Source organism: Nocardia miyunensis NBRC 108239 (assembly GCF_001613065.1).
Classification (GTDB): Bacteria; Actinomycetota; Actinomycetes; order Mycobacteriales; family Mycobacteriaceae; genus Nocardia; species Nocardia miyunensis.
Genome location: NZ_BDBQ01000155.1, coordinates 1 through 12052 on the forward strand (window position 1 = coordinate 1; position 12052 = coordinate 12052).

The following is a 12052-nucleotide window of genomic DNA, read 5'->3' on the forward strand; positions in this document are numbered from 1 at the left end:
CCCCATGACCGGGCACACAAGTCCTCACACTGCCCCGATCCCAGGCACCGTGTCGCTGCAGCAGCTCCGCACGATCCTGGATCAGATCGCCCGCGACCTGGGCACCTTGAACCAGATCGAAAAGATCCAGCAACAGCACCAAGTCGCGCTCACCTCGGCCAGGACCGAGGAAGCCAGGCTGCACACCGATGTCGAGACATTGCAGCAAGCACTCGACCGGTGGACGTTTACCACACCGGGGACCCTGATCATCGGGACGAGGTTCCACTGCCAGCCGTATCGTTTTCGTAGCGCTCGATTCGCGACCCCGGCGTCGTCGCCGGAGAGGATCGCCGCGTGTCCGGTCGCCCCTGTGGGGTTGCCGGTGGTCCGGCCGCGGTAATCGCAGGGCCGAAGCTCGACGCTTGGGGTGGCGGCCAGTCGCCGGGTCTTCGGGTCGATCTTGGTGCGGAACAGGAGGGCGCTGCCGTCGAGCCGGAACCAGATCGGGGTGTCGACCGCGCTGCCGTCGCGTCGAAAGCTTCGCAGCAGCGCGTAACGGGACCGGGCTAGGTCAGGGTATGAGGCCGGCATGCCGATATCCGATAAGTAAGGACCGGAACGGCTTCCGGTGGCACTCCGTTGCGATGTCGCTGGTGCCTGGCGGGTGATCAGAGTTGACGCGACTTGGTGTATATACAACAATGGCGAGATGAGCGGTTCCTCGATCGACGAAATCGTGGGAGGTTGCCTGGCGGTGAGGGCCCGGCTGATCAGCCGGGCCCTCACGAGTCTCTACGACAGTGCTCTCGCCGGTCATGGTGTCACTCTTGCTCAGGTCAATCTGCTGGCGGCGCTGGGCATGGTCGGCCCGTGTCCGCCCTCGAAGCTCGGTGATGTTCTGCAACTGGAGAGGTCCACGGTCAGCCGGAATGTGAATCTGCTGCTGAACCGCGGCTGGATCGAGGCCCTGTCCTCGGATGCGAAAGGGGTCAGGGAGCTCGCGCTCACCCGTAACGGCCGAGCCAAGATCGAGTCCGTGCTGCCCGAGTGGCGGCAGGCTCAGCGTGACGCCGCGCAGCTTCTCGGCGCGAGAGGCGTGGATGCGGTGCATGAGATCGCGACCAGCATGGGGTTCGTGTCGGACGCTTAGATGAAGCGTATCGGCCCGCATCCAGTGCGACGAACGAATGTTGTATATACATCAAGAGAGGTGGGATCATGAATACATCCTTCGCGGGCAAAGTGGTGCTGGTCACAGGTGCCTCACGCGGAATCGGCCGAGCCATCGCGCTCGCATTTGCCGGGGAGGGAGCACGGGTGGTTCTCGCAGCGCGCTCGGCCGAGCGGCTTGCCCAGGTGGAGAACGAAGTTCGCGACCTCGGTGCCGAAGCCCTGTCGGTACAGACCGACGTGACTTCCCACGATGCCGTGGCGGCCCTGGTCGAGGCTAGCGTGAACCGGTTCGGGCGAATCGACGTGCTGGTGAACAACGCTGGAATCGGGAAAGTGGGTGGCATCGAATCGTCGGCGTTCGCCGACGATGTCCGCCAGACACTCCAGGCAAGCCTTTTCGGGATGATCACGGTGACCCAACACGTGCTGCCTATACTCAGACAGCAGGGGTCGGGAGCCATCGTCAACATGTCATCGGTGATGGGCCGCAAGGCGTTCGCCCGATTCGGCTCCTATGCGATCGTGATGCACTCGGTCTCGGCGTTCTCGGACAGCCTTCGTCAGGAACTCGCCGGCACAGACATCGGTGTCTCGGTGATCCATCCCGCACTCACCGCCACCGACCTGCTGCGGGAGGCCACCGAAGCCGAGATGCCTGCACCGTTCCGGCACATGACCCCGTTGTCGCCGGACGATGTCGCGCACGCCGTGATAGCCGCGGTCCGGCGCGGGAAGCGACGCGTCGTATTGCCGCGAACAGCCAATATGCTGCTCCTCGGCGAGGCGGTGTCACCACGCGTCGGCGACACGATCGCCGCCGCTCTCACGCGGCGACCCATCGCCAAAGCGCTGGGGATGAGCCGGGGCAAGACCTACCACGAAACGATCTCGAACCGACCAGAGCCCGCCACCCGATCACGATGAACAGAAGTTCCTCGCCGTACGCCGACGATGATCATCGAAACACGCTGAGACGGTAAAGAACACGATCTCGTTCCTTACCCGGTACCGGATCGCCGTGAGTGAATCAACACGCGCTGTCGCTTGGCCAAATCTGCTTCGGGACTGGCAATCTGGTGATGTTCCCCCGGTTTGACGGAGTTGATTGCTTGACTCTTGGCCGCGATGTCATCGAAGGAGACTTGTTCGTTCCCAGGCGTTACCCCGCTCAGCTGATGTCGGGCATTACAAACCGTTGCGGTAAGCGATGCGCGAATCTAGCGGCGACAGCGTCCCGCAGGGTGAGGTCGTCCGCCGCCAGTTCGGCTGCACCATTCGAGGCGGAACGGCGTTCCCTCGGGTCAGCGCAGCGACCAGGGCGCCGCAGCTCGCTTCAGGGCCCACCGCAGCGGATTGCATTCGAGCGTGTTTCGATCCCAATTGCCGAGTTCGGCTGCGGCCCTATATGTTTCGCGCAGGAATTCGGCCACCAGCGCGTTCGGATCGTCAGCGGTACGCACCGTTTCGTAGGGTAGGACGAATTCGCCCAGGTCGGAGTCGTAGGTTGCGCCGGACACATGTAGCCGACGTTCACGGTAACCGTCGGGTTCGGGATAGGAGTAGGCGTAGAACGCGCCCTCCGCGCCGCCTCCGGGCCAGAATCCGCAGCTGCTGAGCTCGTGGGAATAGCCCTCCACCATCACCCAGTCGGCACAGTGCGGTGCACCGCCGCTGTGTTCGGGCGCGGTCCGTCCCGAGAAACGGGTACAGGCCAGATCCATTGCACCCCAATAGAAATGCACCGGACTGGATTTACCGGTAAAGCCGGAACGGAACTCGTTGAGCAGGCGGTTGGCATGCACGAGCTGCCTCCAGAACGTCTGCGCGGACTGGGGATCGTAGGAGGCGTGCCGGGTGTCCTCGGCGAACGGAATCGACGGGTCGACTTCATTGGGGCGACCCTGAATTCGGGTCTCGAGCCCCAGTTCGTCCAGGGCTCGCATGGTTTCGGTGTAGAACTGCGCCACCGATTTCGGTGCGAGCACCACGCTGCGGGTATCGCCGTTGTCGGCACGGATCACCAATCGGTGTGCGAAGAAATCGAATTCGATATCGAAGAGCCGATCGGCATAGGGGATCGCTGAAGTCGTCAGCCCGCGCGGACTCACATAGAGGGTTACCTGCCACCAGTGATTCAACAAGGGAGCATGTGCGAGCCGGATCTTGCCCACTACCTGTGTCCACATGTGCAGGGTTTCGCGGGTATCGGTCCAGTCCGCCACCCGCAGCCGCGGCCACGCGGTGGTGGAATTCGTCTCCGCCATATCGGTAATTCCCTTCGTCCTCGGTTTCGACTCAGGTCCGGACTCGGTGGAACGCTCTGGCCTCAGCGGGTTGGCGTTCATGTCCGCATTGGCTATCGTGGCGAGTGGAGTCTGCCGATGGGTGGCAGGGCGCCCCAATGCATCGCCGATCGTGACGGCCATCTCGGCTGGGGTGGGGGAATCCCCGGCCAGCTCGCTACGTTCGCCGAGATACTTCTGCGGCTCGGCCAGGACGTGAGCAACGAACTGCCCCAAATCTTCTCGCGCCAGCTGCTGGTCACAGCGAACACGCCCGCGACGTTCGCCATCGCCGCGGTCAGCGCGGCCCGATCATCCAGCGATCCGCCCACGAGTTCCACACCCCGCTCGCCGAGTCGTTGTGCGCGTGGACTTCGGGTATCACGCGCCATGGCTCGCACCGCCGCGCCACGTGACAACAAATCATCGGCAACAGCCCCGCCTTGTCCGCCTGTAGCACCGAGCACCAGAGCTACGGATTTTGTCATGGCACTCCAATCCGGGCAGTAGGTCAGAAGTATTGCCAAAGCCTACCGACACGCTTGCCCGATCAATCGGCGGTGACACCGGCGATGAACCGGGAATATCGAAGGAACGTCCAGAATTAACGCGAATGCGGGGCGCGGTACCCGTGAACGTCCGGCGTGGTGGCGAATTGCGATGATCCGTGTGCCCCCTATCACCAACAATGGCCGACAGGATCAGTGCGAAAGTCACCCCTGTCCACAACCTGGGGCATGCCGCAGCATGCGAACTACGTACCGACCGGGACGCGCTGGGGGGGCGCGGCTCGAGGCCGTCCGCGCCGACGGGCGCCTCGCGAATTCAACCGACAGCCTGGCGCTATGCGTCGAGGGCTCATCCCCGTCACCGAAGGTTCGGACACGCGCCTCGCATGTGTCCAGCAGCAGACGTTCGTTGACCGCACGCCACCATGGGCTGCCGGGGGCCGGGCTGGTCAGGGGGTTGAGCAGTCCGCGCCGCAACTGCCAGCCCATGAAGGCCAGCGCGGCCCGCCGGTACGGCAGATGTCGAGCGCTTCGATCGGGCGGTGGTTCGTAGAGTCGGCGGAGCAGCCCCAACCGTGCGTCCGGGTCGTCACGTACCAGGGCAACTTGATCGGCATCGAAGCCCCCGGCGCACACATCGGTCACGCTAACACGGCAATCCGCTCGTCCGTCGAGACCGCAGGCGCGCTGATCCCGGCGCATCCACACGGATTCATCTGCCTCGATGATGACCTCGTCCTCGGTTCGGGCGATCTCCATGCCACGCACGACAGGCGGCTGGCCGCGTGGGCCGTACTGGAATCCGAGGTGGCCGATGTCGTCGAGTGTGCTTGCGGCAGTCTGGCTCCGGAAAGTTCTTCCGGTACGAGTTCGGTTGGGCGCTTTGATGATTCGTGTTGATAGTGCGAATCGGTGAGTCGCCGGTGCATCCGATACCGCTGCTGACCGGTGCGATCTCGGCGGTGGCGCTCGACAGCGTGTGCCGGCCCGAATGACAACGTGGTCAGTTGTCCTTCTTCGGGCTGTTGAAATCGTGTGGGCATTTTGCGGTGGATGGCGACGGGCATTTCCGCAGTTGATTGATCTGAGCAAGGTTCAGCTCTCGCGTGAGTGAACTCGTCGGCGCATACTGAAAGTTGTCAGCCGCTGCAACGATAATGCCAAGTGTACCTTCCTGATCGTTGCCCCGATATCGAGATACCATCGGCCGCGCGTTCCGGAGGTTCCGAGCAATGTCGTCGCCCTGCGAACTAGATATATGAGGTGACGATCGGTGGTGTGTCGGTCGTTTACCGTTCCGGAAGGCAACGAGATGACCAAGGAGATTCACCGAACAACCATACGTAAGCGGTTCGTCACGCTCGCGCTGGCAGCGATAGCGACAGCAATTCCGGTGATGGGGATGGTTCCGGCCGTTGTCGCGCCGGCCACAGGGCAGGGCGTAGTGCAGATCCACCGGTCCGGGGGCCAGGCTGCCGCCGATAACTTGGCGCTACCACCGCCGTACGTGCCACCCTCGGCGCCGCATGGCTGTGGAACCGACACCTGCTACTACGACGGCCAGAACAACAACGGCTGCGGCCGCAACCCTAATATCGGTGACAAGAGTGGCTGCGGCAACAGCGGGACTGGCGGCGGCGGCAACGGCGGTGATCGCCCCTACTCGGCCGACGCCCTTGGTCGTCTGAGCCCGATTTGACCTGCAGTGCAACTGCAACCGCGTTCTTCCACTACTTCCAGACCGCCCGCACCGACGCACCGCTGGAGTCATCACCACCACACGCCACTGAGGCCCAGGACCACGGCCGCATCGGATCCGGAACCGGGCAGAGTGTTCGCGCGACGGCGATGGGGTGTCGGCTGTCGTCTTCGAATCCTGTTTCCCCGTGTGAGTTTCGGCGGTTCGGCCGGTCAGGTATCGCGGGGACGGAGCCATCGGAACACCGCCCCTGCTGTTCCCGCACCGGCGAGTTGGGCAGGAATATAGAGCAGCGTGGCGGGCGCGAACAGGTTCATCGTGATCGCGCCCAAGACCACGGCCGGGTTGAAGGCGCCACCGGATATACCGCCGACGATGATCGCTCCCGCCGCGACGGTGGATCCGATCGCCAGGCCCTGGCACGGATGGGGAAGCCCACCGGCGGTGACGTTGAGCACCACGTACGCCAGCGCGAAGGTGAACAGGAATTCCACCGCGATACAGTCGGCCAGCACCCGCCCGGTGGGGTCGATGTGATCCGGCAAACGCGAGTCGACGACCGCCGGGACCACGAGTGCGGCGACCAGCCCGGCCATGATTTGTGTGAGCCAGTAGGCGCAGGCAGCGCCGGGCCGGATTCCGCCACGAATGAGCACGGCGAAGGTGACCGCGGGATTGTAATGCCCACCGGAGACGTGTTCGCCCGCGTAGACCATCACCATCAGCACGACTCCGGCAGCCAGGGGTGCCAGAGCGGTTCCGCTGTGCGCGGTAGCGCCGACGGCGAAGACCAGGAAGAACGTGCCGATCGCCTCGACGGTGAGTCTGCGAGCAGCTTCCAGTACCGGGTCCGCGGACCGGGCGTCGGCGCCGATCGTGTCGAGGTTCGTCGTATCGGGCATGAGGTTCCACCTTTCCGAAACTTTCAGGCTCGTATAGGAGAAACGGTAGGCGTGAGGGTCTTCCGCATGCTCAGAGCAACCTGTATTTGCAGTTGCAGCATGGTTACGACAGCGGCTTCCGCGTTACGTTCCTGTATCACCCCTGGCGATATACAAAACTATGAGTACCGTAATTGGCAGAGGTGCTGAACCGGAGCGCGGAAGCCCGGCGCGATCCGGGGCCACCGCGGTCACCCGGCCGCAGCCGCCGACACAACAGCGATCACCCCGGATCGCATCGGCACTCCGGAAAGAAAGGAAACACCTATGGCGACAATAGGTTTCGTTGGTTTGGGGGCTATGGGGAGTCGTTTCGTGCGCCGTCTGCTGGATGGCAATACCGTGTGCGGCACCAACCGCACACCCGCCAAAGCCACCGGTCTCGTCCAACGCGGCATGATCTGGCGGGACACCCCGCGCCACGTCACCCGTCCGGTGGACGTGGTCTTCACCATGGTGTCCGACGACACCGCCTTGCGGGCGGTGCACGAGGGCCCCGATGGCATCCTGGCCGGACTGCGGCACGGACAGATCGTGGTCGACATGAGCACCGTCGGCCCCGACACCGTGGCCGAACTCGCCGACCGGGTCGAGTCCCGGGGCGCGCACATGGTCAGCGCGCCGGTATCGGGAAGTGTGCCCGCGGCCGCCGAGGGCAGCCTGGTCATCCTCGCGGGCGGGCCGTTCGGCGCGGTCACCGCGATCGAACCCCTGCTGTACCGCCTGGGCCGCCAGGTCGCCTACGTCGGAACCCGAACTCAAGCCCTGACACTGAAATTGGCGATCAACGTCAACCTCGCCAGTCAGGTCCTGGCCTTCAGCGAAGCGCTGATGCTGGCCGAGAAGGCGGGAATCGACCCCGCTCAGGCCGCCTCGGTGATGACCGACAGCCCCATCGGATCACCCGCCCTGCGCACACGCGCCCCGATGGCCCTGCACCTACCCCAGCGTGCCTGGTTCGATATGCGCGCCATGCGCAAAGACCTGCGCCTCGCGGCCGAGGTAGCGGCCGGTCTCGGCATACACATGGCCACCGCCACAGCCGCCTCCGACGCCATCGACCTCGCCGTGGATCACGGATATGCCGACCGCGACCTGGCCGGGCTGTACGCAGCCCTGCACGGCCGGATACCCGCCACCGACACCACCATCGGGAGCCGGCCGTGACCGAGGCATCTGCGACCGTGCGCCGCGGCCGGCCGCGCAACGAGAAAGCCCGCGAGGCGATCCTGGACGTGGCGATGGGGGCGTTGCTCGCGCACGGCGTCGCCGCCATGAACATGGACGTCGTGGCCGCGGCGGCCGGGGTCAGCAAGGCCACCATCTACCGCTGGTGGCCGAGCAAGGAAACCCTCGCCATGGACGCCCTGTATCGGACATGGGAATCCGCGCCCGCCGCGCCCGATACCGGTTCGCTGCGCGATGATCTGCGAAACCTGTTGTGGCCGTGGACAGAACTGATCACCCGACGCCCCTACGGCCGCGTCATCGCCGGACTGCTCGGGCAAGTGCTCACCGACCCCGATTTCGCGCTCACCTACCGCGCCCGCTTCCTCGACCAGCGTCGCGACCACGGACGGATGATCCTGCAAGAAGCCATCGCTCGCGGTGAGATCCCCGCCCGCACACGCATCGAAACCGTCCTGGACATGCTCTACGGCCCGATCTACCACCGGCTGATGCACGGCCACGCACCACTGGACCGAGCCTTCGTCGACGACATCGTCGACATCGTCCTGGACGGCATCCGCCCACCAACCAAACCGGAACCCTGTCACGACACCACGGACCCGGAAACGCCCTGAGCAGGACACATGATGACCGCAGCGTTGACGCCGACTTCCCGTGCCGCGAACCGATCACCACCGCCTTTGTATGGGCATGCCGCCTCGAATACCAACTGAGCCGTCGCGTCGACAACCTCGTCCTCGACGGGAATCTGAATCGAAACACACCGGCCGACAACAATTTCGACCAACTACAGGAGCACATCATGACAACCGTCCAATCATCCGCCCGTTTCCGCGCCTCGACCGAGCTCGCCGGGCATCTGCAGCGCGTCCTGGTCGACCTGATCGCGTTGCACCTCAACGGCAAACAGGCGCACTGGAACGTGGTCGGACACAACTTCCGGGATCTGCATCTGCAACTCGACGAAATCGTCGATGTGGCACGCGAGTCCGGCGACACCATCGCCGAACGCATGCGCGCTCTGGACGCGGTGCCCGACGGTCGCCCGACCACCGTTGCCCAGGCGACCACACTGCCGCTGTTGCATCCCGGTGAACAAAGCACAACCGACACCGTCGACGCGCTCACCGCACAGCTGCGCGGGGCGGCGGCAACCGCCCGTGAGGTCCACGACGACGTCGACGCCGAGGACCCCTCGACAGCCGACCTGCTGCACCAACTCATCGACGCGCTCGAAAAGCAGGCGTGGCTGCTCAGCTCGGAGAACCGCACCGCATGAACGGCCAACGCAAACGCTGCCACCGGGCGAGCCAGAAAAGAGGGGTATTCCATCTCGACGGTACGTCGGTGACGAACTCGGTCACGGTCAGTCCCCGAACAGTGGAAGATACGTCCTGACACCGCAGGACGACGGAAATCTGGTGGCATCCGAGCCTGGCCGCGACCTCGCGACGCCGTGTCGGTAGAGCTGTTCGAATTCGCAATCCATATGTAGATCGTTTGGTCACGTCGGAGCCGGCGGCTTCCCGTAGTGGCAGCATTGAAGCTGGTAGGGCTGGATTGGGCCGCGCTGATCGAATCTCGGCTGTCGAAAGGCGAGGTCGACGCGATACACATCGAACCGTGTGAGATCTGGATCCGACTCGAGGAGCGCCGGGAAGATGACAACCATGCGGTCTCTCGTTGCCGACACGTTGGGCGAGCCGTCCGAGGTCCTGCACGTGCGGGCTCGCCCGATTCCGGAGCCCGGTCCCGGCGAGGTCCGGATCCGGGTGGTGGCCGTCCCTGTCCATGCCAGCGATCTGCACACCATCCGCGGCAGATACGGATTCACCCCGGAGTTCCCTGCCATACCCGGAATCGAGTCCGTGGGTGTGATCGACGAAATAGGGAGCGGCACAGCTGGTTTGAGCGTCGGGCAACGCGTCGTCACCATTGGAGTCACGGGCACGTGGCAGGAGTACGTCGTTGCCGAGGCCGAGCGGGTCTTGCCTGTTCCCGCGGGCATGAGCGATTCCACGGCCGCCCAGATTCTCACCAATCCGCTCACCGCCGTGATCTTGACCGGTGCCGAGCTCGATGTCCGACCGGGTGAATGGCTCCTGCAGACCGCGGCCGGTTCGACCGTGGGCCAGCTGGTCATCCAACTCGGAGCGCACGTCGGCTTCAAGACCCTCAACGTGGTCCGCCGCCGATCCGCGGTCGAGGACATCCTCGCACTCGGTGGCACCGCGGTGATCTGCACGCAGGACGAGGACCTGCGCGAACGGGTAGCGGACATCACCGGGCGCGACGGGGTGTCCAAGGCGATCGACTGTGTCGGCGGTCAGGTGGGTGCGGACGTCTCGCGTGCGCTGGCACCGCACGGTGAGCTGGTCGTCTACGGTGCGCTGTCCACGCACCGCCAAACCGATCCCGACAAACTCGCCATCCCGATCTTCGCGCGCTCACTGATCTACGAAACCAAGACCGTCCGGGGATTCTGGCTGTTCCGTTGGATCACCGAGACCCCGAAGGATCGGATGGACGCCGCGATCGACCGGACCCTTACGCTCGCCGACAGCGGCGTGCTGCGCGTGCCGGAGGGCCAGCCGATCCCCCTGGAAAAGTTCAGCGACGCAATCTATTTGGCCGAAGCTCCCGAACACGGGGGCAAACCGCTGCTGGTATTCGAACAGTAGGAGCCAGACGCTGGCCGTGCAGGAGCCTGACGGGGTGCCTGGCGTCGCGTGGCGTGGTCGCGGAGGCCAGGTCCTGCCATGTTTTGACTGTGGTTTGGCGGTTTCCTGTCAACCGGGCGGTAGGTGCAGGTCCCCGTCCGAACGCTCTGTCTCGCTGGCATTTTCGAACAGTCAGGGGTCCGGGCCTTTATGAAATTCCAGCGTATGTGGGCGGTTTCGGCGATTACCGCGCGTTTTCGGTGTCGGTTTTGCCCTCGTCGCGGTGCCCGTGGGTTATCGCGCGTCGGCGACCGGTCAGTCGGGTGGGGGGATCGTTCCGTGGATGCGGCCGATGAAAGTGGCGAAGTCCGCCATGAACCTGGTGAGGAACCGTTTGGTGGAGTCGTCGAGGACATCGCCGTCCGGGGTGAATACGTCCGGATGGAATTGGATGTAGGCCTCGGGGGAGGTCATCTGCGGGGAATTGCAGTAGCCCAGTACGCTGCGGAGGCTGAGCTGGGCCATCGCGGTGCCGAGTTTGCCCGGTGAGGCGCCGATGACCGCGGAGGGCTTGAGCGCGAACGAGTTGTCGCCCCATGGTCGGCTGGCCCAGTCGATGGCGTTCTTCAGCGCGCCCGGGATCGAGCGGTTGTATTCCGGGGTCACGAACAGCACGGCGTCGACCGAGGTGATGGCCGCCTTGAGGGCGCGGCCCTCCGGTGGGTAGTCGGCGTCGTAATCGTGGTTGTACAGGGGCAGATGCTTGATCGGGATCTCGGTGAACGTCAACTCGGGTGGCGCCAGCCGGATCAGGGCTTTGGACAGGATCCGGTTCACCGACACCTCGGACAGGCTGCCGATGATGTAGCCGACCGTGTAGTTCTTCACGTGTTTGCCTCCTGACCAGAGAGCTTCCGGTACCGATGGGCTGGATCCGTCGGTCGGCGTCGTCACCGGTTCGGGGGCAGGTGTCGAGTTCGCCATCGCCGGAGCCGGGTCATGGTGGCCAGATCGAACAACAGTCGTATCCTGCTGGGTAGCTGGCCTTTTCATTCAGCCAAGGGTCTATCTCGTATGGCCGACTTTCGGGCGCTGTGCGGCGGTCGGTTCGAGTTGCGCCTGTTTGTCGCGTACTCCTTGTTCGACTCGGTCGCCGAGATCGGTGTCGATGTTGCGTAGGTATGCGAACACCCTGGTGAGCACGGGTGGGCTCACCCCGTCGAGCAGGTGCGTGACGATGTTGCCGACCAGTCGTGTCCTGGCGGCGTCGTCGAGGACCGTCCGGACCATGGTGCGGGCCTGTCCCCAGTCGTCGTCGTCCGCGCGCAGGGTGTAGGCGGTGCGGACCAACTCGCCGTCGGTATACCAGCTCGCGGACGGTCCCGCCGCGGCGGGATCGGCGCGCGGTCCGCCCTTGGAGTTGGGGACATACACCGGGTCGCCCGGGTTGTGGTGACGCATGGCGCCGTCTTTGGCCCATGATCGGACTTCGGTGGCGTGTGGCGAATTGACCGGTAGTTCTTTGTAGTTGATTCCTATGCGGTGCCGGTGTGCGTCGGCGTAGGAGAACCAGCGCGCGAGCAGCATCTTGTCTGGGCTGGGGCCGGTGCCGGGT

At 64.5% G+C, this 12052-nt stretch carries 13 protein-coding genes and 1 pseudogene; 8 read left to right on the forward strand and 6 right to left on the reverse strand.

Annotated features, from left to right (window positions below; genetic code table 11):
* Positions 1 to 216: 216 nt before the first annotated feature.
* Positions 217 to 573, reverse strand: a pseudogene (locus tag NM2_RS48535) (PPOX class F420-dependent oxidoreductase); the annotation flags it as partial.
* Between the two features lie 118 nt (positions 574 to 691).
* Between NM2_RS48535 and NM2_RS45990 the strand changes: the two are divergent.
* Both NM2_RS45990 and NM2_RS45995 read left to right on the forward strand, forming a co-directional pair.
* Complete coding sequence (locus NM2_RS45990; protein WP_067683846.1) at positions 692 to 1132, forward strand: MarR family winged helix-turn-helix transcriptional regulator; 441 nt, start codon at positions 692 to 694, stop codon at positions 1130 to 1132.
* A gap of 92 nt (positions 1133 to 1224) precedes the next feature.
* On the forward strand, positions 1225 to 2079 hold the full coding sequence (locus tag NM2_RS45995) for an SDR family NAD(P)-dependent oxidoreductase (protein WP_169816372.1): 855 nt from the start codon (positions 1225 to 1227) through the stop codon (positions 2077 to 2079).
* A 377-nt stretch (positions 2080 to 2456) separates the two neighbouring features.
* Here the strand turns inward: NM2_RS45995 and NM2_RS46000 are convergent, their stop codons facing one another.
* Both NM2_RS46000 and NM2_RS53280 read right to left on the reverse strand, forming a co-directional pair.
* A complete protein-coding gene (locus tag NM2_RS46000) occupies positions 2457 to 3419 on the reverse strand; it encodes a DUF5996 family protein (protein WP_067683857.1) in 963 nt (320 codons plus the stop codon).
* Between the two features lie 92 nt (positions 3420 to 3511).
* Positions 3512 to 3925 carry an NmrA family NAD(P)-binding protein gene (locus NM2_RS53280; RefSeq protein WP_084532387.1) on the reverse strand — a complete coding sequence of 138 codons (414 nt, stop codon included), beginning with the start codon at positions 3923 to 3925 and terminating at the stop codon, positions 3512 to 3514.
* 627 nt (positions 3926 to 4552) lie between these two features.
* On the opposite strand from NM2_RS53280, the gene NM2_RS50005 reads away from it, so the two are divergent.
* Both NM2_RS50005 and NM2_RS50010 read left to right on the forward strand, forming a co-directional pair.
* A complete protein-coding gene (locus NM2_RS50005) occupies positions 4553 to 4846 on the forward strand; it encodes a hypothetical protein (RefSeq protein ID WP_157122039.1) in 294 nt (97 codons plus the stop codon).
* A 412-nt stretch (positions 4847 to 5258) separates the two neighbouring features.
* Positions 5259 to 5645 carry a hypothetical protein gene (locus NM2_RS50010; RefSeq protein WP_157122042.1) on the forward strand — a complete coding sequence of 129 codons (387 nt, stop codon included), beginning with the start codon at positions 5259 to 5261 and terminating at the stop codon, positions 5643 to 5645.
* Between the two features lie 212 nt (positions 5646 to 5857).
* On the opposite strand, the gene NM2_RS46010 is transcribed toward NM2_RS50010, so the two are convergent.
* Entirely contained in the window at positions 5858 to 6547 is a 690-nt protein-coding gene (locus NM2_RS46010; RefSeq protein ID WP_084532389.1) for an aquaporin, read from the reverse strand.
* 306 nt (positions 6548 to 6853) lie between these two features.
* On the opposite strand from NM2_RS46010, the gene NM2_RS46015 reads away from it, so the two are divergent.
* From NM2_RS46015 to NM2_RS46030, 4 genes are all read left to right on the forward strand, one after another.
* The gene (locus tag NM2_RS46015) at positions 6854 to 7753 is read left to right on the forward strand and encodes an NAD(P)-dependent oxidoreductase (protein ID WP_084532391.1); all 900 of its coding nucleotides are present in this window, start codon (positions 6854 to 6856) and stop codon (positions 7751 to 7753) included.
* A complete protein-coding gene (locus NM2_RS46020) occupies positions 7750 to 8391 on the forward strand; it encodes a TetR/AcrR family transcriptional regulator (protein ID WP_084532392.1) in 642 nt (213 codons plus the stop codon). Before NM2_RS46015 ends, NM2_RS46020 begins: the two co-directional genes overlap by 4 nt.
* A gap of 188 nt (positions 8392 to 8579) precedes the next feature.
* Complete coding sequence (locus NM2_RS46025; RefSeq protein ID WP_067683866.1) at positions 8580 to 9056, forward strand: Dps family protein; 477 nt, start codon at positions 8580 to 8582, stop codon at positions 9054 to 9056.
* 382 nt (positions 9057 to 9438) lie between these two features.
* A complete protein-coding gene (locus tag NM2_RS46030; RefSeq protein ID WP_067683869.1) occupies positions 9439 to 10458 on the forward strand; it encodes a zinc-dependent alcohol dehydrogenase family protein in 1020 nt (339 codons plus the stop codon).
* A 294-nt stretch (positions 10459 to 10752) separates the two neighbouring features.
* Here the strand turns inward: NM2_RS46030 and NM2_RS46035 are convergent, their stop codons facing one another.
* Positions 10753 to 11325: an NADPH-dependent FMN reductase gene (locus tag NM2_RS46035; protein ID WP_067683880.1), complete on the reverse strand. Its 573-nt coding sequence runs from the start codon at positions 11323 to 11325 to the stop codon at positions 10753 to 10755.
* A gap of 177 nt (positions 11326 to 11502) precedes the next feature.
* The coding region (locus tag NM2_RS46040; protein ID WP_157122044.1) for a catalase at positions 11503 to 12052 on the reverse strand (550 nt) is incomplete at its 5' end.

Excerpts from the sequence above, each read along its gene's own strand:
- NM2_RS45990 (WP_067683846.1), top strand. The coding sequence starts at position 692 with ATGAGCGGTTCCTCGATCGACGAAATCGTGGGAGGTTGCCTGGCGGTG.
- NM2_RS46000 (WP_067683857.1), bottom strand. The coding sequence starts at position 3,419 with ATGGCGGAGACGAATTCCACCACCGCGTGGCCGCGGCTGCGGGTGGCG.
- NM2_RS53280 (WP_084532387.1), bottom strand. The coding sequence starts at position 3,925 with ATGACAAAATCCGTAGCTCTGGTGCTCGGTGCTACAGGCGGACAAGGC.
- NM2_RS50010 (WP_157122042.1), top strand. The coding sequence starts at position 5,259 with ATGACCAAGGAGATTCACCGAACAACCATACGTAAGCGGTTCGTCACG.
- NM2_RS46010 (WP_084532389.1), bottom strand. The coding sequence starts at position 6,547 with ATGCCCGATACGACGAACCTCGACACGATCGGCGCCGACGCCCGGTCC.
- NM2_RS46015 (WP_084532391.1), top strand. The coding sequence starts at position 6,854 with ATGGCGACAATAGGTTTCGTTGGTTTGGGGGCTATGGGGAGTCGTTTC.
- NM2_RS46025 (WP_067683866.1), top strand. The coding sequence starts at position 8,580 with ATGACAACCGTCCAATCATCCGCCCGTTTCCGCGCCTCGACCGAGCTC.
- NM2_RS46030 (WP_067683869.1), top strand. The coding sequence starts at position 9,439 with ATGACAACCATGCGGTCTCTCGTTGCCGACACGTTGGGCGAGCCGTCC.